We start from the raw sequence: 25,573 nt of genomic DNA, 5'->3' as shown, positions 1-25,573 counted from the left end.
TCGACATACGAAAAAAAACCTTTTCACATTTCCCTTCGCCAGTCTTAACTGTATCAGGTTCAATGGGTATCATCTCAGCCTAAAGCACCCCAAATGTCTTTATTATTTAATTACTGGACCAGTATAACAGAATTTGAAAGTCCTAGCAAGATATTTGACTGGAAAATATATTTATATAGTTTCTAATAACGATTTATTCTTTCTATACACAAAGAAAAACCTCCACATCAGGTGAAGGCCTTCTACTTTATCAATACAATTTCAAATCACGAGGATCGACTGGGAAGGTTGGGTTGTATGGGTTGTGACGGAGTTTGAAGTGTTTGACATCCTCAATAGTCTGAGTTCCAGATAATTGCATGACTGTCTTCAATTCTGCATTCAAGTGCTCAAAGACTTGACGCACACCAACACTACCACCAAGAGCCAAACCATAGATCACAGGGCGACCAATAGCTACCAAGTCTGCTCCTGAAGCCAAGGCTTTGAAGACGTGCTGACCACGACGAACACCAGAGTCAAAGACAATTGGCACACGTTTATCAACTGCTTCAGCCACTTCTTGAAGCGAGTCAAAGGATGCTGGCCCACCGTCGATTTGGCGGCCACCGTGGTTGGTTACCCAGATACCAGAAGCACCTGCGGCAAGAGAGCGTTCAACGTCCTCACGGCATTGTGGCCCCTTGACATACACAGGAAGTCCTGAGTATGCAGCGATAAATTCTACATCGCGTGGAGACAAGCGTTGTTTAGCTGACTTGTAAACAAAGTCCATTGATTTACCAGCACCTTCTGGCAGGTATTCCTCAACAATTGGCATACCAACGGGGAAGACAAAACCATTGCGCTTGTCGACCTCACGATTGCCCCCTACAGTTGCATCCGCCGTCAAGACAATCGCTTTGTAGCCTTCAGCCTTCACACGGTCCATGATATGGCGGTTGATACCGTCATCCTTACTAAAGTAAAATTGGAACCAGTGAGGTGTCCCTTGAAGGGCTTCTGTAATTTCTGGAAGATCTACAGTAGAGTAAGAGCTAGTTGTGTAAAGAGAACCAAACTCATGCACACCACGCGCAGTCGCCACTTCACCCTGTTCATTTGCTAATTTATGAGCCGCAACAGGCGCCATAATGATTGGTGAAGATAATTTTTCACCTGCAAATTCAATCTCTGTACTTGGATTTTCAACATCACAAAGCGTATGTGGAACGATGAGTTTGTGGTTAAAGGCACGGATATTCTCGCGTAAAGTGAAAGTATCTTCTGCTCCACTAGCGATATAACCAAAGGCAGCTTTAGGAATAACTTGTTGCGCCATTGGCTCCAAATCATAAGTGTTAATAAAATCTACAGGTCCTTCTGCATTGCTTGTTTTATATGACATAAAGTGTCCTCCTTGTTAAGTAAGCGTTTACTTTGTCTTACATTAACTATCTTACCTCTTTTTCAGAATCCTTTCAAAAAATTTGTCTGGAAATTTCAGACTGATTATCTGAATATGCCCCCAAAAAAGAGAGGACTCTCATTCTACCATTATCCTATATTCTTCTTTACCTTTAGGGAGCTTTGTTTTATTGCCCACATATAAAAAATCAGATAATCCTAGTGACTACCTGATTTTCTATATTTTAGGCATTTTGCCAATTTTCTTGATCTTCTTTAAAGCGTTTTAGGAGAGCGAGTCCTTCTGGTGTGATATATCCCTCTTCTTGGGCTAGGTGGATCAGTTCACTGTAGTTAGAAAGCGTCACAAGTTTGACACCTGCGTCTGCAAAGTTTTTATCTGCTTTTGGTAGTTGATAACTAAAAATAGCTACAACACCAAGAACGTCTGCTCCTTCGCGTTTGGCAGCTGCTACAGCCTCGAGAACAGAACCACCAGTTGAAATGAGGTCTTCAACAACAACCATCTTTTGCCCCTGAGATACGCGACCTTCGATTTGATTACCAGCTCCGTGGTCTTTTGGTTTGCTGCGGATGTAGGCAAAAGGCAAGTTCATCTTGTCAGCGATGATAGCTCCGTGAGGAATCCCTGCTGTTGCAGTTCCTGCAATCACTTCTACTTCTGGAAATTCTGCTTTAATAGCTTCCACAAAACCATTTTCAATTAGGGTACGAGTTTCTGGATAGGCAAGCGTCACACGGTTGTCAGTATAAATCGGCGATTTGATACCAGATGCCCAAGTGAAAGGCTCCTCTGGTTTGAGGTAAACGGCTTGGATTTTCAAGAGGTGGCTAGCGATATCTTTAGCAAGTGTCATAGTATTCTCCTTTTGCTTTTGTAATCTATTTCTTTAATTTCTGTCTTGGTTCCATTCATCCTTGATAGCATGATAAGCTGCAACAGGATCCTCAGCTTGGGTAATGGGACGTCCTACTACGATATAGTCACTACCGATTTGATAAGCATCCGCTGGCGTCATGACGCGTTTTTGGTCTCCTACCGCAGCTCCCGCTGGACGAATTCCCGGTGTCAGACAGATAAAATCTGGATTGGTGGCTTCTTTGATGAGTTGCACTTCCTGGGCCGAGCAAACGACACCATCCAAGCCTGCTTCAGCTGTCTTCTTGGCATAGTGAATCACAGACTCTTGCAGACTGGTTTGGATATTTTGAAAATCCTGCATCTGGCTTTCCGACGTTGATGTAAGCTGGGTCACAGCGATCAATTTAGCTTGTGTCCCAAGACCTTCACGCGCAGCCTTCATCATCTCTACACCACCAGCAGCATGAACATTTGTCATGTCCACACCAAGCTGAGATAAGACCTTCATGGCAGATTTGACTGTATTTGGAATGTCATGTAGCTTGAGATCCAGAAAGACACTATGTCCCAATGATTTCAAATAGCGGACAACTTCTGGACCCTCCGCATAATAAAGCTCCATTCCCACTTTTAGATAAAGACTTTCTTCTACTGGGAAAAGAGATAAAAATTCCTTGACTGCCTCAAAACTAGGAAAATCAAGAGCAATAACTGGACGATGTTCACGCATACCTTTCTCCTTTTACCTTTACGAGCAAGAGAGTATGGTTAAAAACAAACCACGAAAAAAGGAACCTGCCAACAGCAAGGTTCCACGAAAAATGGGTAGTCTCCACCCTTTCACCGTCTAACCTTAGCTGCCTCTCCGGACTGCTTTAAAGGTTTTTTTCTATTCTATTATTTATAGTAGGACTTGTCAAGCAAAAACTCGAATCTGGACTTCTATACCATTCAAAATCAAGAGGAAAAGTTAGTCTAACGACTCTGTGATTGCTGGCTCGTTTGACTTTGACTTCCCTGTTCTTCTTGTTTTTTCTTTTCTTCTTCCTGTTTTTTCTTCTCAGCTTCCTGGGCCTCTTTTTTGGCTTTTTCCTCTGCTTCTTCTATCAGTTTATCCGCTATCGTATAGCTGTATACTCCAGCCTCCATATCGACTACACTCGGTTCTGTCAATTGTGGCTTGATTTTGCTGTAATAAGGCAATTTCTTGCTCAATTCTGACAAGGGAACCAAAATCTCATCTGTGTCCAGCATAGTAATTTTTAAAAGATCTGCTGTTGCCTTGCTTGGCGCTAATTCGATTTTCTGGATTTGACTCTTGATATCCTCACTGATGGTAGATAATCCTGTGATCAGTTCTTTCACCTGCTGCTCGTCATTAAAGGTAACTGTCAGATAAGTCTCAGGCAAGTTTAAGCGATTTACAGGAGTTGACTCAACCCTACCACTAGAAAGAATTGGATAATATTCTTCACTAGATACATAATAACCGACAATATCAAACTCCTTAACCTCAATCGTAAAGTTAGTCGGAAATTGATAGTTAATCTTCGCTGATTCTATCCAATGGTTGGACTTGATTCGCTCAGCATATGTTTCCTTATCCAACAATAGAGCTAAAGTATAGTCACTATCTTGAATTCCAGAAGCCTGTTTGATGTCATCCGCCTGCGTGTTACTATTTCCCTTAACCTCGATATTTTTGATGGTCGAAAGTGGAGTCAACAGATAGACTGAAAAAAGGAGGACTAGGACACTGGGTACCAAGATACTCACAGCTCGCCAAATATGAACAGGCGCAATTTTAGGTTTGGCTGGTTTCTCTGGTTTTTCTTTTTTCTTCTTTTCTTTTTCTTCTTTGACTTTAGGATCATCTTTTTTAGATTTTTCTTCTTTTTCGGATGATTCTTCGTCTGGAACAGTTTCGTTCTGGTCGGAATCACTTGATGACTTCTTACTTTCCTCTAACGACTTAGAGTTTTTCCCCATTCGAGCTTGTTTTTCCTTTTCCTTCTCCTCAGCTAGGGCAGCTTCTTCCTCAGCCTTCTTCTTCAGGTATTCCTGGTTTCGTTTCTGCCATTCAGACAATTCTTGCTTGGGGTTTGATTCTTTTTTCTTATCCTTTGACATTGATATTCCTTATGCTAGGTCTTTTCTTAATAGATCGTAAAAATCTGCAAGAGATTTCAATTCAGTCGAAGCCTTCATGCTAGCTTGGTACTGATCCTTGTGACTAAGCAAGTGACTCAGTTTCTCCTCCAAGCTTTCCAAGGTCAAGTCACTTTCTTGAAGTTCTTCTGCATAGCCTTTCTTAACAAAATAAGCTGCATTTTCAATCTGGTCTCCTCGACTTGCTTCACGACCCAATGGTACGATGAGATGGAGTTTCGCCATGGCCAAGAGCTCAAAAATCGTATTGGCACCGCCACGCGTCACCACCACATCTGCCATCTCCATCAAGGGTTGATAGAGATCCGTCACATAATCAACACGAAAGAGATTTTGACTCAACTCGTTCAGGCTTGAATCTCCAGTGAGATTGATAATATTGTAACGTTCGGTCAGTTCTTGCTTATAATCTGTCACCAATTGGTTAAATACACGAGCTCCTGCAGAACCACCAACAAACAATACCGTTGGCAATTTAGGATCAAAGTGGGTTTGGATATCCACCAATTCATCTGGTTCAGGAGTTTTTTGGTCTGAAACCTTGGTCACAGCACCCACATGCTCGACTTTTGCGAGACCAGCAGCTTGCTCAAATGTTGAATACATCTTGGTCGCAAATTTGTAGGCGATTTTATTGGCCAAGCCCATAGACAGGTCCGATTCGTGAATAAAGACAGGCACTCCTGACACACGCGCAGCGATAACCGGCGGTACAGAGACAAATCCTCCCTTAGAAAAAAGAGCCTGTGGACGCAGTCGTAACATGATAAAGAGCGATTGGACAATTCCCCAACCAACTTTAAACACATCCAGCATATTTTGCCAAGAGAAATAGCGACGCAACTTCCCAGTCGCAATGGAGTGGAAGGTCACATTCAAGCCTGACTTGAGGATTTCTTGGTGTTCGATCCCGTGTTTATCACCAATATAGTGAACTTCCCAGCCGTCTTCGATGAACTTGGGCATTAACAAAAGATTGAGGGTGACATGTCCAACCGTCCCCCCACCTGTAAAGACAATTTTTTTCATATTATTCCTTTAACTCCGCTACTGTGTCGATGAAAAGATCTCCACGTACTTCAAAGTTAGCATACATATCCCAGCTAGCATTGGCGGGACTGAGGAGAACCACATCTCCTTGAGTCGCGAGATCATAAGCCTTGCGGGTCGCATCAGCAATATCTGTCGCATCTACATAAGCCACATCAGCCTTATCCGCTGCCCGTTTGACACGTTCTGCAGATTGACCGAGGATAACCATCTTCTTGAGCCCAGTAATATCTGGAACCAATTCGTCAAACTCATTGCCGCGGTCCAAACCACCTGCAATTAAGATAACCTTACTGTTGTCAAATCCTGACAAGGCTTTTTGAGTAGCCAAGATATTGGTTGATTTGCTATCGTTATAGAATTTGACCCCCTTAATTTCATCCACAAATTGGAGACGGTGTTTGACACCACCAAAGGATGAAAGAGTTTCCTTGACGGTTTGGTTGTCTACACCACGGAGCTTGGCTACTGCAATGGTCGCAAGGGCATTTTCTACATTGTGGCTACCTGGAACACCAATTTCACTCGCTACCATGACCACTTCTCCACGGAAGTAGAGTTGACCATCTTCCAGATAAGCTCCATCAACCTTTCCCAATGTTGAAAATGGTACAACGGTAGCTTGTGTTTTGGTAGACAATTCTTTTGCCAAATCTTGGTTAAAGTTCAATACAAGGAAATCAGCTGCTGTCATCTTGTTCTGGATATTCCACTTAGCTGCCACATACTCCTCAAAAGAACCATGGTAGTCGATATGAGTGGGCATGAGGTTGGTAATAACCGCAATCTCAGGATGGAATTCTTGGACACCCATCAGTTGGAAAGAAGAAAGTTCCATGACGAGCGTGTCCTTGGCTGTCGCAGTTTGAGCCACTTGACTAGCAGGATAGCCAATATTCCCTGATAAGAGACCATGTTGACCAGCAGCAGTTAAAACTTCCCCAATCATCGTCGTTGTGGTTGTTTTCCCATTTGAACCAGTAATACCGATAATTGGCGCATCTGAAATCAAATAAGCCAATTCCACCTCAGTCAAGACTGGAATCTTCTTTGCCAAAGCCTTTTCAATCATGGGATTGCTATACGGGATACCTGGATTTTTCACCATCAGAGCGAAATCTTCATCCAAGAGTTCCAAAGGATGCCCACCAGTGACAACCTTGATTCCATCTTCCAGTAGGCTTTGTGCAGCTGGATTTTCCTCGAAAGGTTTGCCGTCATTAACAGTGACAATAGCACCCAGCTTGTCCAACAAACGGGCCGCAGACTCACCAGACTTAGCCAAACCTAAAACAAGGACTTTCTTATTTTTAAATTGATCGATTACTTTCATGTCTCAAACTCCATTTCTACTCCTACTATTTTACCATTTTTATGGAAATAAAAAAGCCACAAAGTGTATTTGTGACTCTTTCTTCTAACTTAATATTCTTTTATCATCTATGAGATAAATCAGTAACTCGAATAACTTGGTCCACTTGTTCCCAAATCAGAGGATTGTGGGTCGCAATAATAATCGTTCGATTCGGATTTTTTAAAGATTCTAGGATAGAAAGTAATTCCTCAGAGTTTTTGGGGTCTAAGGAAGCGGTTGGTTCATCTGCGAGGATCAAAGGTGGATCCTTTAAAATTATCTTCGCTAGTGCAACACGTTGTGCTTCTCCTCCTGATAATTCAAAGATAGGTTGCTTTAAATCTAAATAAGAGAGGTTAACACGGTTTAGAGCTTGTTTCATCAGAGAGATTTTCTCTTTTTCTTTCAACTTTTTACCAACTAAACCCAGATTGAGATTCTCTTTAACTGTTTGGCTTTCAATTAAGCCAAAATCTTGAAATAAGTATCCTAAGTAATCTCTAAAGAAAACAGAAGGCTTGATGTCCTTAAGAGAAGTGCCATCATAGATAATTTCTCCATTGTCATATGGCTCTAATCGTCCAATCATATTCAAGAGGGTTGTCTTACCACAGCCACTTGTACCGATTAAGGCATAAATTTTCCCACCTTCAAATTGAAGATTAGTATCTGAAAATAGCTGACGGCTTCCAAATTTTTTAGATATATTCTTTAGTTCAATCATCCTATTTTCCTTTCATAATGGTCATAGAAACACGAGATTCTTTCTGTGCTTGACGGTAGAGAGTCAGTATAGCACTAACGAGGAAGATCGATAAAGTTACCAATCCAATCACCACATCTCGACTACGCCAAATAAAGAGACTCGCACCGAATACAAAACTAGCAAATTGACTAATCATATACTGAGCGTGCGTTTCAAAAAATCGCAAACCAGAAATTCGTTTAATCAAAATCTCACGACGGAATTGTTCAAAATAAAGAAGATTCACAGAATAAAAGAGAAGCAAAGAACTCGCGATTCCAATAATAGCTCCTAAAATAAGGGTTAGAGTTTGTGTTTGAACCTCATAGTAACGTGCGAGGTAAACACTTCGTCCCTCCTTGAGGTAGGATACTTGATCATAAATTCCTGCATTTTTCAAGAGTTTAATCCCATCTTCATATCCTTTGACAAAGATATTCTTACCAGCATTGATAGACCAACTAGATAAGGATGTAAAACTATCACCTGTAGAAGTCGGCGTGAATACCACTAAAATCGGATCCGTCAAATACTGAGTGGATACGGGATTCTCACCGTTATTATAAACAAATCGCTTTTCTTCCATTGAAAGATAACTAACGTGCGCTTTCATCTCATAATCCAAAGGAGCACTTGCCTCCTCACCAGATTTTCCATAATAACTCAAGCTTTCTTCAAAGATTTTTTTTAGTTCTGCTTCTTGAGAGCGCAAATGTTCTGGGAGCAAGAGGACAAACTCACCTTTTTGGAGATGGGCTAACTTCTGTTTGGTCTCAGCATCTACCACGACCTTTTCCTTCTCCAAATAACTAGGACTAACATAGAGCGTATTAGCATCTGGACTATAGGTATCCAGTGTCTCTCCCTGTTCATTTTTTCCTTGTGGATTGGCAAAATGGAGCAGATTATCCTTTACATAAAGAGCTTGTTCTTCTTCGATTGCTTCCTTGGCAAAGGCATACCACTTGCTCTGATTTTCTGTATCTTTTACTCTATCACCTAAGCCAAAAGAAATTTGATAATAATCTGCCCGGTCTTCCCAAGCTTGCTTGGATAGTTGGAGTTCCTGTAAACGCTGGTAAGAAGTCAAGCCAGTCTTGACTGCATAACCTACTGTAAAGACAGCAACCAACTGACATAGTAAGGTCAAGGTCATCAAACGTTTGAGGGGCAAACGTCCTTTTAACACAGGAACCAAAGCCTTGTAGCTCAAGCTCATCAAGTAGAGCAGGCTCAGTACTAGCGAAATTCCCAATAAAAAGAGAAGATAAAGCCCCACTCCGATACTAAAGGATACTAAAAGAACGGGATAAAAGAGCCCTTGTCCGAGGAGGACAGCACCTCCCACTATAAGCGATAAAACCCCAGCTAAGCAAAGCCACTTGACATCATCGTATAAGGCGCTTCCTATGATGGACAAGAGGGTCTGTCCTGAAAAGAGCTGAATCCCTGCAGCCCGCATCTCCTTAATCCGAGTGATAATCACCATGGCAAAGAAAGCTAATCCAAATATAGCTAAACTAATCAACAACAACGGATTTAAAGCAATCCAAAAAGCTAAAAGATACGGAGGAGTTTTGCGGTCTGCAATCGCTTTATAACCTAAATCATCTAATTTTGCAGCTAATTTTTCCTTGGTCAATGAACCAGATAAGAGAAGGTAGCTATTGAGAGGATCGCTCCGTTCTCGGCTTTCTTGGCTGGCCGCTTGAAACTCTTTTGGCAAGTCTCCCTGACCATAGGTCGCATAGGTGAAGTTGGTCCTTCCATCCTTACTCGGCTCTACTATCCGTCTGGCAATCAAACTCTGCTCCGAGCTTGCAAACTTCTCCAACTCTCGCTCAAACTCCTCACGAGTCGGCTCTTGTGCCCCCTTTTTAACACGTAGCAGGGTAACGGAGTCATAACTAGTATAGAGATACTGAGGGGCACGTAAGATAATAATCCAAATGAAGAAGCAACTGAGAAAAATAGTAGACAAGCAAATAAATAGTTTCTTCATAGTAGACTCCTTGTGGTGAAAATTGATTTCAGGAGGTAAGATTTCAGAGTATGAAATCGGTTTCTATTTATCGCAAATATATCACCATTATGATAAATTGTCAATAGATTTTAGCAAAATATAATGATATTTTTTTGGACTAACTTTTTAAACTTCTATAACAATATAGAGCTCTTAAAAAGTGGAAAAAAACTCACTTGAACAAAATATTTTTAGGTTTATTCCTTTTTGCAAGAAATGGAATCTTAGACTTTCCGTTGTGATAAAAATGCCTGAAAACAATAGATTTCAGGCATTCGGAAACTTTGAGACTATAGGCTCAAAGTTTAGGTATGGAATTTCGAAGAAAGTCGCTACCGTCCGTAATCACCTAAGGAAAGTCTTAAAAATCTTATTTTAAATTGAAAAAGAGAGCCGTAGCTCTCTTTCTATTTATCTTCTTCTGCTCTTTTTTACAGACATGAGCGTAATGTCTCTCAAGCTAAAGTAGGCTAGAGCCAGCATGGCGATTGTGACAAATAATTCTGTCGGTAGTTGGAAGATTTGCAAGATGGACAACATCAGCAAAATCAAGAGTGCAACAACTACAAAGACCAAGATAACGATGTTGACTGTTCCTTTGATACTTTGGGGTGTCGCAAATACATAGAGTAGTAATAAGAGTATCCCTATGATTAAATAGACCATCTTTATCTCTTTCTAGCTCTTATTCAGCTGATTTTTTCTTTTTGTTGGCTTTCTCGCGCTCTGCCTTGTTGAGGATTTGCTTACGCAAACGGATAGACTCAGGCGTTACTTCCATGTACTCATCGTCATTCAAGAACTCAAGAGACTCTTCAAGGGTCAAGATACGAGGTGTCTTGATAACCGCTGTTTGGTCCTTGGTTGCAGAACGAACGTTGGTCATTTGTTTGGCCTTAGTGATGTTAACTGTCAAGTCGTTTTCACGAGAGTTCTCTCCGATGATCATTCCTTCGTAAACCTCAGTACCTGGGTTGACAAAGATTGTACCACGTTCTTCGATAGACATGATTGAGTAAGTTGTAGCCTTACCAGCATCGATGGAAACAAGGGCACCACGGTGACGTCCACCAATTTCTCCTGGAATCAATGGCAAGTATTGGTCAAAGGTATGGTTCATGATACCGTAACCACGAGTCATTGACAAGAACTCAGTTGAGTATCCGATCAAACCACGCGCTGGAACAAGGAAGACCAAACGAGTTTGACCATTACCAGTTGAAATCATATCCAACATTTCACCCTTACGTTCAGAAAGGCTTTGAATAACAGATCCTTGGTATTCTTCTGGAGTATCGATTTGAACACGTTCAAATGGCTCACATTTAACACCATCAATCTCTTTTACGATAACTTCTGGACGAGATACTTGAAGTTCATAGCCCTCACGACGCATAGTTTCGATCAGGATTGACAAGTGCAATTCTCCACGACCTGAAACAGTCCATTTATCTGGTGAATCCGTTGGGTCAACACGAAGGGAAACGTCTGTTTGTAATTCTGCTTGCAAGCGTTCTTCTACCTTACGAGAAGTCACCCATTTACCTTCTTTACCAGCAAATGGTGAGTTGTTTACCAAGAAGGTCATTTGAAGCGTTGGCTCATCGATGTGTAGGATTGGAAGAGCTTCAACTGCATCTGTCGGTGTAATCGTCTCACCAACAAAGATATCTTCCATACCTGATACGGCAATCAAGTCACCTGCTTTAGCTTCTTGGATTTCACGACGTTCCAAGCCAAAGAAACCGAAGAGTTTTGTAACACGGAAGTTCTTCGTTGTACCATCTAGTTTTGAAAGGGTAACTTGGTCCCCAACTTTCACACTACCACGGAAGACACGACCGATACCGATACGACCTACGAAGTCATTGTAGTCCAAAAGTGAGACTTGGAACTGCAAAGGTTCATCTGAGTTGTCCACTGGAGCAGGGATATGGTCGATAATGGTATCAAAGATTGGTGCCATCGTAGCTTCTTGGTCAGCTGGATCATCTGACAATGAAGATGTTCCATTGATAGCTGAAGCATACACCACTGGGAAGTCAAGCTGGTCGTCATCTGCACCAAGCTCAATGAAGAGCTCCAATACTTCGTCTACTACTTCTGCTGGACGAGCTGATGGTTTGTCGATTTTGTTAACAACCACGATTGGGACAAGATCTTGTTCCAAGGCTTTTTTCAATACGAAACGAGTCTGTGGCATTGTTCCTTCGTAGGCATCTACGACCAAGACAACACCATCAACCATTTTCATGATACGCTCAACTTCTCCACCGAAGTCCGCGTGTCCTGGTGTGTCCATGATATTGATACGAGTTCCGTTGTAGGCAACGGCTGTATTTTTCGCAAGGATGGTAATCCCACGCTCTTTTTCGATATCGTTTGAGTCCATAGCGCGCTCTGCCAATTCAGTACGTGCATCAAGAGTTTCAGATTGTTTCAATAATTCGTCAACGAGGGTTGTTTTTCCGTGGTCAACGTGGGCGATAATCGCAATGTTACGGATATCTTCTCTTAATTTTGTCATGATTTCCTCTAATATTTAAATTTTTATTTCTAACTGAACAATTATACCACAGTCTCATTCAAAAATCACAGTTCAGCTAAGTGTAAATGTTTTCACTCTGCTTTTCTAGTCAAGGCAACTCTTTTCAAAGTCAGAGACTTATGATAAGATAAGCTGGTATGCGTTTAGATAGATTATTAGCCCAAGAAAAGGTCAGTCGCAAGGCTATGAAACAGGCTCTATTAAAAAAAGAAATCCTAGTCGACGATAGTCCAGCTCGCTCCCTCGCTCAAAATGTCGACACTGGATTGCAAAAACTAGTTTTTCAAGGAAGGCAAATCCAAGGATATGAGCACATCTACCTCATGCTTCATAAACCAAACGGCGTCGTTACAGCGAGCGAGGATAAGAAACTGCCAACCGTCATGGACCTAGTCCCCAAAAATATCCAGTCAGGCCAACTCTACGCGATAGGTAGGCTAGACCGCGATACGACAGGACTGCTCCTTTTGACAGACAATGGACCTTTAGGCTTCCAGCTCCTTCATCCCCAGTACCATGTCGATAAATCCTATCAAGTGGTAGTAAACGGACCGCTCACGTCAGAACATATCCAAAAATTCAAGGATGGAATCGTCTTTTTAGATGGGACCACTTGTAAACCAGCTCAGCTCGAAATTCTGTCCTCAAGCCCAACAGAGAGCCGAGCCTCCATCACCATCTCTGAGGGCAAGTTTCATCAAGTCAAGAAGATGTTTCTCTCAGTTGGTGTCAAGGTGACTGCCCTAAAACGAATCCAATTCGGTGACTTTACATTAGACCCAGAACTAGCAAAAGGGCAATTCCGCCCCTTGAATCCAGAGGAATTGGAAATCATTAAAAACTATTTAGAGATGAGTCGATAAAACAAAAAAGCTTTATATTTAAAGCTTTTTTCTTCTTGATTATCTAAAAACTATTGCGATTGCTAGAATCCAGTTAAGAACAGAAACTACAAGTCCTATGATATTGAGAATTTTTTCTGTTTTATAGTCCAGTCCAGATTCTTTTTGGTATGAAAAAGCCAAGACCAATCCTATGATCCCCAAAATCAGACCCACTATTGGAGATAGCAAACCAAGGACGATAGATAAGATACCTAAAATAAGTGAAGGTTTTTTCTTTTGTTGTGAATTCATATTACAAAATCTCCTTAAAATTAATATAAATGATGATACCATAAAATGCAAGCTTTATCACTCATTCGACAGTTTTTAACAGAATGTTAGCTCGTCTTGACCTTCCCGTTCCAAGAATCCAATCCATAAGAAAGGATATAAATCTCAGAGAAACCTTGTTTTTTCAGATAAAGTGCTGCATTGGTCACTCGTTGTCCGCGTTGGTTTTCGTAGAGAAGGACAGGTTTATCCTTACGAAGGGCTGCAAGGCTTGACTTCAACTGATTTGAAGGAATATTGCGAGCTCCGAGGATATGTTTCCTGTGAAATTCTGCTGGTTCACGGACATCAATCAATTGCCCTTTTCGAATCAAGGCTTCAAATTCTGCATTATCCACAATCTTAGCCGCACGACGAATACGAAGGTAGTTATACCCCATCCATGCCGCCATCGCCAATACGATTCCCCAAACAATCCAAATTGTCATAAGTTCTTATCTCCATTTTTCTCTATGTAGTCTAATTCTATCTTGTGCTCTCTACGAAGAACAGCTTCCGCCTCTAGATAGTCTAGCTTGTCCATCAGACCTGCATCATAGATCCGAGAGAGTTCGAGCTTCATCAGTTCAATATCATACAAGCGCTTCCCCATGTAAACAATAATACCAAACTGTTTGAGAAATTGCTGCACATCATAGAATGTTTTCATAGCTTTCATTCTAACAGATTTCAGACTTTTTTTCAATACTGGACCGGCTCTTTCCCCCTATTTTCTTCGTCTTCATTGCCCATTCTTCCGCAAGTATGGTACAATAAAAACATGAGAATTCAACAACTACACTATATTATCAAAATCGTCGAAACTGGCTCTATGAATGAGGCAGCCAAGCAACTCTTTATCACTCAACCCAGTCTCTCTAATGCCGTTCGAGACTTGGAAAATGAAATGGGTATTGAAATCTTTATCCGCAATCCCAAGGGCATTACCTTAACCCGTGATGGGATGGAGTTTCTCTCCTATGCCCGTCAGGTCGTTGAGCAAACTCAGCTTATGGAGGAACGCTATAAAAATCCTATCGCCCACCGCGAACTTTTCAGCGTTTCCTCTCAGCACTATGCCTTTGTAGTCAATGCCTTTGTCTCTCTGCTCAAGAAAAGTGATATGGAGAAATATGAGCTCTTCCTTCGTGAAACTCGGACTTGGGAGATTATCGATGACGTCAAGAACTTCCGTAGCGAGGTTGGTGTCCTCTTTTTAAACAGCTACAACCGCGATGTTTTAACGAAAATGCTAGATGACAACCACCTCTTAGCCCACCACCTCTTTACCGCTCAACCCCATATCTTTGTTAGCAAGACCAACCCTCTAGCTAAAAAAGACAAGGTCAAACTGGCTGATTTGGAAGGCTTCCCTTATCTGAGTTATGACCAGGGGACGCACAACTCCTTCTACTTTTCAGAGGAGATTCTTTCACAAGAGCACCACAAGAAATCCATCGTAGTCAGTGACCGTGCCACCCTCTTTAATCTTTTGATTGGTTTGGATGGTTACACCATTGCAACAGGGATTTTGAACAGTAACCTCAACGGAGACAATATCGTTTCCATTCCGCTGGACATTGACGACCCGATTGAACTAGTCTATATCCAGCATGAAAAAACCAGCCTGTCTAAGATGGGCGAACGCTTTATCGAATACTTACTAGAAGAAGTTCAATTCGATAATTAATAGGAAAAATGAAAAAGGGAAAAAGAAAAAGTTAGGAAATAAAAAGTGAAAAAGATACTACTGACCAGTGCTTTAATCCTTTCAATCGTAGGATTAGCACCCGCATCCGTCTTAGGAGAAAAAAACACAACTCAATCCACATCTGCTGTCAAGGAAGCAATTGCCAAAGAAGAAAAGAAAGAGTCGAGTGTTGAGGAAAACTCTAAATCAGAAATTCTTCCGAAAGTAGATGTGCAAGAAGACAAGCCTAAAAAAGAAGGGTGGTACCAAGAAAATCACCACTGGCGTTTTTACCAAGATGATAAACCTACTTTGAACTGGAAACAAATCCAAGGCAAATGGTACTACTTCGATCAAGATGGCAATCGTCTTCATTCTACTGTCTACAAAGGCTATGCCTTTGACCAAGATGGTGTCATGATAGAAAATAGCTGGACCAAATTGGACAACCAATGGTATTATGCTGATTCCTCTGGACGTCTAGCTCAGAACACCTGGAAAAAAATTAACGGTTCTTGGTACTATTTTGACCAAACTGGAAGTATGCTCAGCAACACTGCCGTTGACGGCTATCTTCTCACAAAAAGCGGAGCTATGGCAGAAAAGGGTTGGACTAAATTAGACCAAATTTGGTATTATGTAGCTCCTTCTGGAAAAATCTCACAGGATAAATGGGAGAAAATCAACGGTTCTTGGTATTATTTTGACAAAGACGGTGGAATGCTGAGTGCGACAACCTTCAAGGGCTACCTCTTCAACCAGAGTGGAGCTATGGCAGAAAACAACTGGGTCAAAATCAAGGATACTTGGTTCTATGCGAACGGGTCAGGGAGATATGTCCAAGAAAATTGGCAAAAGATTCAAGGTTCCTGGTATTCATTTGACCAGAATGGTGGAATGCTAACAGACAAATGGAAAGAAAGCTACTACCTCAAAACCAGTGGAGCCATGGCGGAGAATGAGTGGATCTTCGATAAAGCCTACAAGAGCTGGTTCTATCTAAAAGCGGATGGCCGTTATGCAAATCAGGAATGGATTGGAGCATACTACCTCAAGTCAGGTGGTTACATGGCAAAGAGCGAATGGATTTACGATAACTCTGACAAAGCACGCTACTACCTAGATGATAATGGACATTATGTTTCAGGAACTTACAAGATAGACGGTAAGGAACACTTGTTCCAAAAATACGGTCAATGGATTTCTGAAGTTTCAACTGAAGGCGGATTTACAAAAGGCCTATACAGCAATACCATTTTCCTAGATCCTGGGCATGGTGGTCGAGATTCAGGAGCTTTTTACTACAATGTAGCTGAAAAAGATCTCAACATGCAAATTTACCGTAAACTTCGTACTAAGTTAGAAGAACTAGGCTACAAGGTCCTCACTTCTCGTGATAGTGATACCGACGTTGATTTTGTTACCGAACGTTCTCGTATGGTTAATAAGACCAACTCTGATATTTTTATCAGTATTCATTTCAACGCTACTGGTAATACCTACTCAAAAGCAAGCGGTATTCAAACCTATTCCTATAGCGATGAACCTGACTATCCAAGTAAGATTAATAAATACTGGCACAATCACCCAGATCGTATGAGTGAAAGCAAACGCCTCGCCGCTGCCATCCACTCCTCTCTTCTAGCAGAAACAGGGGCCAAAGACGCTGGTCTGTTGGAGAGCAGCTATGCCGTACTACGCGAAACAGCCAAACCAGCCGTTCTCCTAGAGCTTGGTTATATGGATAATTTCACTGAGAATCAACGGATTCGTGATGATCGATACCAAGATAGACTAGTCGCAGGCATTGTGAAAGGCATCCAAAAATACTACGCTGGTAAATAAAAACAAAGTCTCGAGAAACTTCGAGACTTTGTTTATTTATCTTCTTTTTTATCCTTATCAGGAAAGAGGTAGCCAAGTCCTACACAAGCTAGCACACCGGCACCAATCACCAAACCACTTGAAATTGGCAAGAGATCAAAAATAGCATTTGCAATGATAAAGGCAATGATCAAGCACATCAAGCTAGCCTTGTAGTCTTTTCTAGCGTGAAATAGAGGAACAATCCTACCGGAATGAGTGACCAGAGGTTGACATCCAAACTTGGCCAGCCAACAGATCCGAAATACAATACTAGCGCTGCTGCTACTAAAAATACAAGTCCCAATAATTTTTTCATTTTTTTGTCTCCATTTTCTTTTTTGGGTTCTTGAGTTGTCTGATACTGACCCCTCACGTCCCTTACATGAATCATTATAGCAGAGGAATTTTTCAAGAACAAGCCCTTTTGCCTATCTGGTCAATATCTCTGTCTAAGTGGTTGAGTATTTGTAACAAAAGAAAAAGAAGCCCTAATGGGCTTCTTGATTCTGCCGATTGTAACAGTATTTTTGAACGAATACCATCTAGTTTTTCTTTTCCTTTGACTCAAGAGAAGATTTGATTGATTCACGGTCTGCTTGTAGTTGAGCTAAGTTCTTTTCTGCTTCCTCAAGTTTACTGGTATCTGGTTTCACACGATAATAAACATTTTCTGGTTTCATTAACATAGACCCATAATCTTGTCCTGAAAGTAGTCTTTCCTCAGCATGATTGCTTTTATCCGTAATCTTTCCGTCATCAGCAGGTTGCATAACGACTCCACTTGGCACAGCTACTACTACAAATCCTCCAGCAATAGAATCTTTTACCCATGCACTGATAGACGCTGTCTCAGGGTTACGGCTATCTTGTCCTTTTGATAACTTTAATCCAACTACCGATTCGTACTTTTGATCATTTGTAAACCAAGTCGCACGTACTTCTCCAGAATCATTAATAATGTATTCATTACCAGATTGACTACGCCAAGTACCTTCTAAACTAGACAAATCATTGTTCTTAATTGCTTCAATATCGAGTTTTGGAACGGTAGTTTCTTTCTTCAGCTTGCTAACAAGTGCTTCTGCTTCCGTAATTTTGGTATCTAAAGCAGTCAGTTGATCCTTGAGTTTCTGAATTTCCTCTTGTTTATCCTTATCAGTCTCATCTGTTTTTCCTTGGCTTGTAGACGATTGTCTTGTTGACTCTGTAGTTGAAACAGCAGACGATGCTTGATTTGACTCTTTCTTTCCAATCAAAGAATGCGAGAAAACACTTACTAGGATTAGAGCAACCAAAATACCGAGGACTATCCCAATATAGATTTTGATGTTTCTAGTTCCTCTCGCAAACTTTTTAGTTGACTGCGCCTCTGCTAATTCTGATGCTGTCGGCTTGCGACCATTCGCCTCCTCAAATTGTTTTACCCATTCTTTCTTATTCATAATTTTCTCCTTTTTGATTTATATTCAGCCAAGCTTGCGAGACTTCATTCGTTATTATCCATGGATTTTTATAATTTTTAGAAAACCTATGCAAAAAATTCTAGAATGATTAACAGCCTATAGTCCTCTAAAACGGAACGAAAACAAGTGCTTATTAATATATATTATACCACAAAATATAAATTTTAGTTTTTATTTATAAGCAGGAGTTTCAGACGTTAAATAGAACCTATCTCAAACGTTCCACCTTTCCTATAGTTACAAAAAAAAAGCCCGTTTGGACTTCTTAATTCTGCCGATTGCAGGGCTTGAACCTGTGACCTACGCGTTACGAGTGCGTTGCTCTACCAACTGAGCTAAATCGGCGATTACCCTTTTAGTATAGCACTCTGAGAATAGATGTCAAGAAATTTTCATCTCCATTAGAAAAAGCCTGTCCTGAGACAAGGCTTTGAGTTTCTTCCTTTTACGAACCCGCACTTTCGTAGGCATCCAAGCCCCTATCCCAGAGTTTCAAAGAAATTGCAAAGAAGATAAGTGAAATCAGAATCAAACCACCAATGTTAAAGAGCCCATTCTTGTCCTCTAAGAAATAGCTGGCAGGATAGTAGGCCGTAAAGGCGAAAGGGATGATAAAGCTAATCAACCAGCGAAGAAGGGAGTTGTAAATTGAAATCGGGTACTTAGCAAAGTCATTAAACATATAAAAAATGTAAATTATAGCACCTGACTGCTTGGTCCAAAAAGCGATGCTGGCAGTCGCGATTTTCAAGGAAGTATAAATCAAGGTCGCAAAAGGAATACAGACTAGGAAAAGCAGGAATTTGGGAAGAGTCCAAGCAATGCTTGATACTGTTGACGCTAGCAAAATACCACCGACCAAGAGCTCGCCCAAGGCATCAATCTGAAAGGTCTCGACTAGGATGTGGAAGAGCGGATTGATAGGACGAGTCAGATACTTATCAAACTCACCTTTTCTCACCAAGCGTTGCCCCAGAGCCCAGAGATTGTCAAAAAAGAGATGGTCCAATCCCTTGGGAATTAAGGAGAATCCATAGATAAAGGCTATCTCTTGAAAGGTCCAGCCTTCTAGCGAGGGGATGTGTTGAAAGAGCACATTGAGAAACAAGAGGTTCAGGCCTTGAGTCAGAAAAACTCCTAACACGCCCACCACAAAATCGACCTTGTATTCCATGATTTGCTTGATGTATTGTCTGATAAAAATCAGATGCATGCGTTGATATTTTTTCATACTAACCTCCCTGAATAGTGATGAATGACTGGACCCGTTTCCATATCAACTGAGACAAGCCCACCATCACTATGAGCCAGAAAAACTGTAACAAAATCGCTTGAAGAATCTGACTGGCATCGTATTTCCCAACGATAATCATGACTGGGGTATAGATCAAGGATGAAAAAGGCAAGAAGGACAGAATATCTGAAACCACCTTGGGAAAAAACGTCAAGGGAATCAAACTACCAGACATAAAGGCAACTATGGAAGTCTTGAGTAGATTGGAACCCCATAGATTTTTAAACACAAAGGCTGAAAATCCAAAGCAGATATTAAAGAAAAAGTTAATCAGGTAGGCCAGCGTTAAGCTAAAAAGATAAAGGACCGTTAATCCTAGCACTTCTACAATCCCTTGCCCCGATAAGATTTTCATCAAGACAATGACACTTAAAAATGGAAGGCCAACGCTGATAAAAATCAACCACTTGGACCCAAGCTCGGTAAAGAGGTAAGAAGCCGCAAAATGCACTGGTCTCAACAAGCGCATGATAATGGATCCGTCCTTGACCTCCTCCCCAATCATAAAAGAGCTATCCGACTTGGTCAAAAGATTGGTCACAAAACTCATGATGATGTAGAGGGTGATATCTGCCATACTAAAGCCTTGAATCAAGGACTCTTGCGAGGAATCAAAGACTGCCTTCCAAAGATAGAAAGCCACAAAAGCCCCCATAACATCCCCAATCCGATAGAGAAGAAAGTTGACTCGATAGGTAATCAACTCCTGAATCCCCGCATTGATAAAGGGTTTATAACGTCTCCACAATTTGACCATCTTAGAGCTCCTTTCGGTAGAAGCGACGGATAATATCCTCGATATCCGTATCCAACATCTTCAAATCGCGAATTTCAAAATCAGACAGGGTTTGCTTGATAATATCGGCCGACTGGTAGCAGGAACTATCGAATTCAATATTGAGGCTATTCCCTTGTCTATCAATGGACATATCAGGCAAGCCTTCATAATGAGAGACGAGATGACTTTGACCTGGCGTCAGCTCAAAGGAAAGTGTCTTCATCTTGCCAAAGGTCTCCTTGAGCTGGCTAACCGTTCCATCAAAAATCTCCTGCCCCTTGTCAATCATGAAAATCCGATCACAGAGTTGCTCAATATCACTCAGGTCGTGAGTGGTCAAGAGAATGGTGGTCTCTTCCTCTTGATTGATCTGGGTGATGGCACGACGAATGTTGTCCTTGACCGAAACGTCCAAACCAATAGTCGGCTCATCTAAAAAGAGAACTTTAGGATTGTGGAGCAAGGAAGCCGCAATGTCCGCCCGCATCCGTTGACCCAGTGAAAGAGTGCGCACGGGGTCCTTGATAAATTCCTTCAAATCCAAGACTTCATTCAAAAAGTCCATGCGCTTATGGAAGAGCGAGTCTGGCACATCGTAAATCTCTTTTAAGACCGTGTAGGTCTCTTGCAGAGCCAAATCCCACCATAGCTGAGTACGTTGTCCAAAGACCACCCCAATATCCTTGACATAGTCTTGACGATTGTCCTGCGGAATTTTGCCGTTAATCCGACAAAAACCAGATGTCGGTTTTAAAATCCCTGTCAGCATTTTGATGGTTGTCGACTTCCCAGCACCATTGGCCCCAATAAAGCCTAAAACTTGGCCCTTGGGTACCTCGAAGGTCAAATCCTTGACCGCTTCAAAGGTCTGCTTTTCAGGATGAATAAAGGAGCGCAAAGCCCCCTTTAACCCCGGCTCCTTTACTGTCTTCACAAAATTTTTCTGAAGATGTTCCACTTCTATCATTGCCATATCTATCTCCCTGTCGCAAGGAATAACAACATTGTATTTTTAACTACAAATATTCTAAATCCTTACTTTCTGAACCCTCTACATTTTATTATTACAGAAGGCTTTATACCAACCTATTATAGTCCAATAAAAAACGGAATGCAAGCGTTTGCCGAAAGATTATGAAATTAGAGATTTCTCTCTTAAAATGGTATTTTTAATCAAAGATTCTGGTTTAATAGTTTCCTTAAAACACCAAAAAACCTGCCTGATGGGAAGGTTTTTGTTTTGTATTGTTCAGCTAGATTATGCTTTACCTTCTGAACATAAATCATTTATTTACTATACTTCCTCATACACTAAAAAGGGCTATATTCAGGTATTCTTCCACCCACACTGTATTAGAAATATACTTCATTATTCCCTTTAGTTCTTAAAAAAGTGTGGCAAAATAGGGGCAAAATCTTAGGTTGAATTTGCCATAAATCCTAGTATAGACAGAAGAAATTTGGAGAATGTTGAATAAGCTTCTTTTGCAGTGAATATGAATCATACTAACAAACTGGAACTCTCCCTATAAAACAGAATTTTATAAGATCTTTAAATATCTTTTGTTCTTCAGTGCTAGATAAATAAAGATCTAAATCATGCTTTTTATATTCGGCTACAGCTTCTTCGAAATCTCTATAATAACCATGTGATGACAATTGGACATCAGTGTTATTCAGAACAGATACTAATAGACTATAACAATTAGAATGATTTCTTAGCTTAAGAGGTAAAACATTCTGAGAAAAATTCTCCTCATATTCGATAATTTCAGATTCTGAAGGATAAATTACATCTTGAAGAAATTTACTATTATTATATAGCCAAAATCTAGCTTCATCAATCCCTCTAGCCTTAACGATAGACAAAAGAAACTTGTCTAGAAGTTGAATATTATCATACCCTATGATATCAATTATTTTTTTCAAAGTTCGATATCTAATTTCAGGAGGTAAAACAGAGAACAATGTCAAGATATTTTTGTCTGTTTTTAAATTCAGACCATATTTCAAAAAATATTGTACAAATAAATAAGAAAATAAATCCCAAATGGAGTCTTCGGCTATACTCAATTCATCTACATTAGCATCCGATATATTTGCTGTATGAGTGTATTTATTGCCTAATTTTCTTAACCTATCTATAGTTTTTTCAAAATCCTTGACTAGTCGTTTATCTACCTTTTTATACCTTTCTGTTACTTTAAACTTTTCATTTTTTTCATGAGTAGTTATATCTCCCAGATTCATGGGTTCTCCTGCTCCCAAATCCAAAAATTTGCGAGCTAATAACTCTGTCAATTTTCTGAGTAATATTATCCTACTTCCCATACTGATAGTTGAATAATATATATCTGCAATTAAATCAGATAAAACTAATTCATAATCGTAATTTTTAAAAGGAGCAATTGCCATAATTCGACCTCTCTAAAATGGGATATAGTAACACTCTAATACCATAAAATTGCAGAAGGATGTGCTTATTTTTTCTTACTAACTCAGACTCCTTTTGACAAGTTTATTGGCTTGATATCTAATAATACTTTATCTATGGATAGACAAAAGATATATCATACTTAATTATTTGTAATTTAATACGAGAAATTTGTTCTCAAAGAGTATATTTTTTTCAATTAATTTATTAAACTAGAGGGCATTTAATCGTGTTAAGAGAAATTTATTTATCAACAGGAAGCTCGTTACCATTTTTAAATAAAATTTGATTATATTTATTTCCCCATCTATTCATTTCAACTACTACTGGTTCTAAAGTTCTCCCAAGTTCAGTTAGTGTATACTCTGTTATCGGAGGCATGATAGAGTAAATATCTTTATGAATAATTTTGTCCAACTCCAATTCTTTAAGTTGCAACGCTAACATCCTTCTAGAACAACCGGGCATTAATTTTTCTAATTCGCCAAATCGACAAATTTTATTATTTAATAAGTGAAATAATATTACGCATTTCCATTTGCCAGAAATTACTTGGAGAGTGGTTTCTACTGGACATCCATTAGCACAATCATAAATTTTTCTTACCATAATCTACCCATCTTTCTATCTTAAGTTACTAAAATATCACTAGTTACAAAAACTTCAATATTGTTATTTTGCAGTATTTGCCTATAATTAACATTATACCAAATAAAATAAGGAAAGGAAATTGAACTATGGCAACTATGAAAGGGGTCGGATTATACAGATATTTACCTATTGATGATAAGAGAAGTTTTGAAGACGTTGAGTTAGATAAACCTTTTGCTAAAGGAAAGAACTTACTTGTTGAGGTTAAAGCGATTTCAGTAAATCCAGTAGATTATAAAGTTAGATCTCCAAAAAGTAAAGTCGAAGAATCCCCGAGAATCTTAGGATGGGATGCTTCCGGAATTGTCTCAGAGGTAGGGGAAGATTGCGAGTTGTTTTCTGTTGGCGATGAGGTATTCTATGCGGGAGATTTAACAAAATCGGGGTCCTATGCTGAATATCAACTTGTAGATGAGCGTATTGTTGGGAAAAAACCAAATACTTTATCTTTTGAAGATTCTGCGGCCTTACCCTTAACTTCCTTAACAGCATATGAGGGTTTATTTGAAAAATTAAAAATCCCATTTGATAAAAGCAAAAATTATACTAAGAGTATATTAATCATCGGAGCAAGTGGTGGAGTAGGATCAATAGCTTGTCAGTTAGCTCATAATGTAGGGTTAACTGTTATTGGAACTGCTTCCAGATATGAAAGTAAAAAGTGGGTTTTGGAGCATGGAGCTGAATTTGTAATTAATCATTTTGAAGATATGGATAAAGAGCTTAATGAAATTGGATTCTCAACAGTTGATTACATTTTCTGTTTAAATAATACTGAAAAGCATTGGGATTTTATGGTAAAAGCTATTAAACCTCAAGGAAAAATCTGTTCTATTGACGAAACTAAAGAAAAAGTCAATTTGTCTGCACTACAGTCTAAAGCAGTTAGTTTTTCATGGGAATTTATGTTTGCAAAATCAATGTGGCAAACAGAAGATTTGATTAGTCAACATTATATTCTTAATCAAATTGCAGATATGATTGATAATGGAGAGCTAAAAACGACGGTTACAAAAAGATTATCTCCAATGAATTCAATAAACATTAAAGAGGCTCACAGGCTTCTAGAAACCGGTCGAACCATAGGAAAAATTGTTATCAGCAATCCAAAAGAGTAAAAAATTAGAATTAATTAATGGAGAAAGAAAGAATAAATAGGTATAATGAGTCTCGTGTAATTAAGGATAGCATAGTAAAGCAATAGGTCTGTGAATTTTTTTCAAGAACAGATTCGACTTTTATTTCATAGAAAGGGATATTCCCCGAAAAAGTAAAATGATTGTCAGTACTACCTGTCTTAAACTTGTAAAATTACTTTGATATAATAAAAATGGAGTAAGCAAATGTAAGAATTTGCCACATTATTTTTAGTGCCTCTATCTGCAATTTTATTAATTGCCTGTTCTAACCAATCAAGTAATTCTTTAGATGGTGAATACTACCGTCAATTGAAACAAGAACAAGACAAAAGAGCCTAGAAAAAAGGTATTACAACTTGGTAATACCTTTTTGGGGTGCTATTTGATACGAGCCCATGTTTTCTCAATAAGATTGTACTCAGGTGAGTAGGGAGGAAGTGGTAAAGGTTTATGCCCAAACTCTTCATAAGAGCTCTAGCTTACCCATTCTATGGAATCTTGCATTATCCATAATAATAACTAATGGTGTATTTAATATTGGTAGGAGAAACTTCTGAAACCAAGCTTCAAAAAAGTCGCTCGTCATCGTCTCTTCGTAAGTCATTGGAGCGATTAACTTACTATTTGTTAGACCTGCAACCAAAGAAATCCTCTGATATCTTCTTCCAGATACTTTACCTCCTATTAACTGACCTTATAATGAGCGACCGTATTCTCGACAAAAATAAGTATCGAATCCCGTTTCATCAATATAAACAGGTGCTAAGCGCTTTAAACTATTAATTTTTTTGAAATTTCTATCATTCATTTAGCTACTCAGCATTCCTAAAAAATTAGATGTTCCAATTTACTTTGGGAAAGACAGTGATTTCCTTTGAAAACAGGCGTAAAGTTATTATATTCGTTCGCCAAGGGTAGTCTTAGAATAATTACATTAATTTAGCAA

The 25,573-nt window shown here is 39.8% G+C and carries 23 protein-coding genes, 1 tRNA gene, 2 pseudogenes and 1 riboswitch; of the genes and pseudogenes, 4 read left to right on the top strand and 22 right to left on the bottom strand.

Features of this window, described 5'->3' with window-relative positions; translation table 11 throughout:
• Nucleotides 1–13 precede the first annotated feature (13 nt).
• Nucleotides 14–102, bottom strand: a riboswitch (TPP riboswitch).
• Nucleotides 103–250: 148 nt separating this feature from the next.
• The 10 genes from lctO to typA form a co-directional block, all read right to left on the bottom strand.
• On the bottom strand, nucleotides 251–1,387 hold the full coding sequence (gene lctO, locus NMM25_RS02785; protein ID WP_000120738.1) for an L-lactate oxidase: 1,137 nt from the start codon (nucleotides 1,385–1,387) through the stop codon (nucleotides 251–253).
• Nucleotides 1,388–1,631: 244 nt separating this feature from the next.
• A complete protein-coding gene (pyrE, locus tag NMM25_RS02780) occupies nucleotides 1,632–2,264 on the bottom strand; it encodes an orotate phosphoribosyltransferase (RefSeq protein ID WP_250315220.1) in 633 nt (210 codons plus the stop codon).
• Nucleotides 2,265–2,297: 33 nt separating this feature from the next.
• Nucleotides 2,298–2,999: an orotidine-5'-phosphate decarboxylase gene (gene pyrF, locus NMM25_RS02775; protein WP_254735896.1), complete on the bottom strand. Its 702-nt coding sequence runs from the start codon at nucleotides 2,997–2,999 to the stop codon at nucleotides 2,298–2,300.
• Between the two features lie 245 nt (nucleotides 3,000–3,244).
• Entirely contained in the window at nucleotides 3,245–4,399 is a 1,155-nt protein-coding gene (locus NMM25_RS02770; protein ID WP_254735895.1) for a cell division protein FtsQ/DivIB, read from the bottom strand.
• 9 nt (nucleotides 4,400–4,408) lie between these two features.
• Nucleotides 4,409–5,467: a UDP-N-acetylglucosamine--N-acetylmuramyl-(pentapeptide) pyrophosphoryl-undecaprenol N-acetylglucosamine transferase gene (locus NMM25_RS02765; RefSeq protein WP_254735894.1), complete on the bottom strand. Its 1,059-nt coding sequence runs from the start codon at nucleotides 5,465–5,467 to the stop codon at nucleotides 4,409–4,411.
• A 1-nt stretch (nucleotide 5,468) separates the two neighbouring features.
• Entirely contained in the window at nucleotides 5,469–6,821 is a 1,353-nt protein-coding gene (murD, locus tag NMM25_RS02760; RefSeq protein WP_254735893.1) for a UDP-N-acetylmuramoyl-L-alanine--D-glutamate ligase, read from the bottom strand.
• Nucleotides 6,822–6,924: 103 nt separating this feature from the next.
• The gene (locus tag NMM25_RS02755) at nucleotides 6,925–7,566 is read right to left on the bottom strand and encodes an ABC transporter ATP-binding protein (RefSeq protein WP_254735892.1); all 642 of its coding nucleotides are present in this window, start codon (nucleotides 7,564–7,566) and stop codon (nucleotides 6,925–6,927) included.
• A gap of 1 nt (nucleotide 7,567) precedes the next feature.
• The gene (locus tag NMM25_RS02750; RefSeq protein WP_254735891.1) at nucleotides 7,568–9,589 is read right to left on the bottom strand and encodes a bacteriocin-associated integral membrane family protein; all 2,022 of its coding nucleotides are present in this window, start codon (nucleotides 9,587–9,589) and stop codon (nucleotides 7,568–7,570) included.
• Nucleotides 9,590–10,021: 432 nt separating this feature from the next.
• On the bottom strand, nucleotides 10,022–10,276 hold the full coding sequence (locus NMM25_RS02745; protein WP_254735890.1) for a DUF3165 family protein: 255 nt from the start codon (nucleotides 10,274–10,276) through the stop codon (nucleotides 10,022–10,024).
• Between the two features lie 19 nt (nucleotides 10,277–10,295).
• A complete protein-coding gene (gene typA, locus NMM25_RS02740) occupies nucleotides 10,296–12,137 on the bottom strand; it encodes a translational GTPase TypA (protein WP_000164103.1) in 1,842 nt (613 codons plus the stop codon).
• A 158-nt stretch (nucleotides 12,138–12,295) separates the two neighbouring features.
• Between typA and NMM25_RS02735 the strand changes: the two genes are divergently transcribed.
• Nucleotides 12,296–13,021, top strand: coding sequence for a 16S rRNA pseudouridine(516) synthase (locus NMM25_RS02735; protein WP_254735889.1), 726 nt, complete (start codon nucleotides 12,296–12,298; stop codon nucleotides 13,019–13,021).
• A gap of 39 nt (nucleotides 13,022–13,060) precedes the next feature.
• Here the strand turns inward: NMM25_RS02735 and NMM25_RS02730 are convergent, their stop codons facing one another.
• The 3 genes from NMM25_RS02730 to NMM25_RS02720 form a co-directional block, all read right to left on the bottom strand.
• Entirely contained in the window at nucleotides 13,061–13,294 is a 234-nt protein-coding gene (locus NMM25_RS02730) for a DUF4190 domain-containing protein (RefSeq protein ID WP_254735888.1), read from the bottom strand.
• Between the two features lie 86 nt (nucleotides 13,295–13,380).
• Nucleotides 13,381–13,761, bottom strand: a complete 381-nt coding sequence (locus NMM25_RS02725; protein WP_000158121.1) for a rhodanese-like domain-containing protein — start codon at nucleotides 13,759–13,761, stop codon at nucleotides 13,381–13,383.
• Complete coding sequence (locus NMM25_RS02720) at nucleotides 13,758–13,991, bottom strand: YqgQ family protein (protein WP_000646473.1); 234 nt, start codon at nucleotides 13,989–13,991, stop codon at nucleotides 13,758–13,760. The genes NMM25_RS02725 and NMM25_RS02720 overlap by 4 nt, the downstream gene beginning before the upstream one ends.
• A 102-nt stretch (nucleotides 13,992–14,093) precedes the next feature.
• Here NMM25_RS02720 and NMM25_RS02715 point away from each other — a divergent pair, with 102 nt between their 5' ends.
• Both NMM25_RS02715 and NMM25_RS02710 read left to right on the top strand, forming a co-directional pair.
• A complete protein-coding gene (locus NMM25_RS02715; protein WP_254735887.1) occupies nucleotides 14,094–15,002 on the top strand; it encodes a LysR family transcriptional regulator in 909 nt (302 codons plus the stop codon).
• A 45-nt stretch (nucleotides 15,003–15,047) separates the two neighbouring features.
• Nucleotides 15,048–16,847, top strand: coding sequence for an N-acetylmuramoyl-L-alanine amidase (locus tag NMM25_RS02710; RefSeq protein WP_254735886.1), 1,800 nt, complete (start codon nucleotides 15,048–15,050; stop codon nucleotides 16,845–16,847).
• A 32-nt stretch (nucleotides 16,848–16,879) separates the two neighbouring features.
• Here NMM25_RS02710 and NMM25_RS02705 read toward each other — a convergent pair.
• The 8 genes and pseudogenes from NMM25_RS02705 to NMM25_RS02670 all read right to left on the bottom strand — a co-directional run bounded on the left by NMM25_RS02705 (nucleotide 16,880) and on the right by NMM25_RS02670 (nucleotide 23,446).
• Nucleotides 16,880–17,184: pseudogene (locus NMM25_RS02705) on the bottom strand (hypothetical protein).
• Between the two features lie 226 nt (nucleotides 17,185–17,410).
• On the bottom strand, nucleotides 17,411–18,310 hold the full coding sequence (locus NMM25_RS02700) for a DUF6287 domain-containing protein (RefSeq protein ID WP_254735885.1): 900 nt from the start codon (nucleotides 18,308–18,310) through the stop codon (nucleotides 17,411–17,413).
• A gap of 293 nt (nucleotides 18,311–18,603) precedes the next feature.
• A tRNA-Thr gene (locus NMM25_RS02695) sits at nucleotides 18,604–18,676 on the bottom strand.
• A 100-nt stretch (nucleotides 18,677–18,776) separates the two neighbouring features.
• Nucleotides 18,777–19,562: an ABC transporter permease gene (locus NMM25_RS02690; protein WP_254735884.1), complete on the bottom strand. Its 786-nt coding sequence runs from the start codon at nucleotides 19,560–19,562 to the stop codon at nucleotides 18,777–18,779.
• Between the two features lies 1 nt (nucleotide 19,563).
• Nucleotides 19,564–20,382, bottom strand: coding sequence for an ABC-2 family transporter protein (locus NMM25_RS02685; RefSeq protein ID WP_254735883.1), 819 nt, complete (start codon nucleotides 20,380–20,382; stop codon nucleotides 19,564–19,566).
• A 1-nt stretch (nucleotide 20,383) separates the two neighbouring features.
• Nucleotides 20,384–21,376, bottom strand: a complete 993-nt coding sequence (locus NMM25_RS02680; protein ID WP_254735882.1) for an ATP-binding cassette domain-containing protein — start codon at nucleotides 21,374–21,376, stop codon at nucleotides 20,384–20,386.
• A gap of 533 nt (nucleotides 21,377–21,909) precedes the next feature.
• The gene (locus NMM25_RS02675; RefSeq protein WP_254735881.1) at nucleotides 21,910–22,818 is read right to left on the bottom strand and encodes a hypothetical protein; all 909 of its coding nucleotides are present in this window, start codon (nucleotides 22,816–22,818) and stop codon (nucleotides 21,910–21,912) included.
• A 262-nt stretch (nucleotides 22,819–23,080) separates the two neighbouring features.
• Nucleotides 23,081–23,446 carry a helix-turn-helix domain-containing protein gene (locus tag NMM25_RS02670; protein ID WP_125841242.1) on the bottom strand — a complete coding sequence of 122 codons (366 nt, stop codon included), beginning with the start codon at nucleotides 23,444–23,446 and terminating at the stop codon, nucleotides 23,081–23,083.
• Nucleotides 23,447–23,574: 128 nt separating this feature from the next.
• Between NMM25_RS02670 and NMM25_RS02665 the strand changes: the two genes are divergently transcribed.
• The gene (locus NMM25_RS02665) at nucleotides 23,575–24,606 is read left to right on the top strand and encodes a zinc-binding alcohol dehydrogenase family protein (protein ID WP_198459875.1); all 1,032 of its coding nucleotides are present in this window, start codon (nucleotides 23,575–23,577) and stop codon (nucleotides 24,604–24,606) included.
• A 326-nt stretch (nucleotides 24,607–24,932) separates the two neighbouring features.
• On the opposite strand, the pseudogene NMM25_RS02660 reads toward NMM25_RS02665, so the two are convergent.
• Nucleotides 24,933–25,417: pseudogene (locus NMM25_RS02660) on the bottom strand (transposase); the annotation flags it as partial.
• Nucleotides 25,418–25,573: the final 156 nt, after the last annotated feature.

It is taken from the genome of Streptococcus sp. CF10-1 (assembly GCF_024295825.1).
GTDB lineage: Bacteria > Bacillota > Bacilli > Lactobacillales > Streptococcaceae > Streptococcus.
Note: the sequence above shows the minus strand (reverse complement) of the source record. Positions and strands in the feature narration are given on the sequence as shown.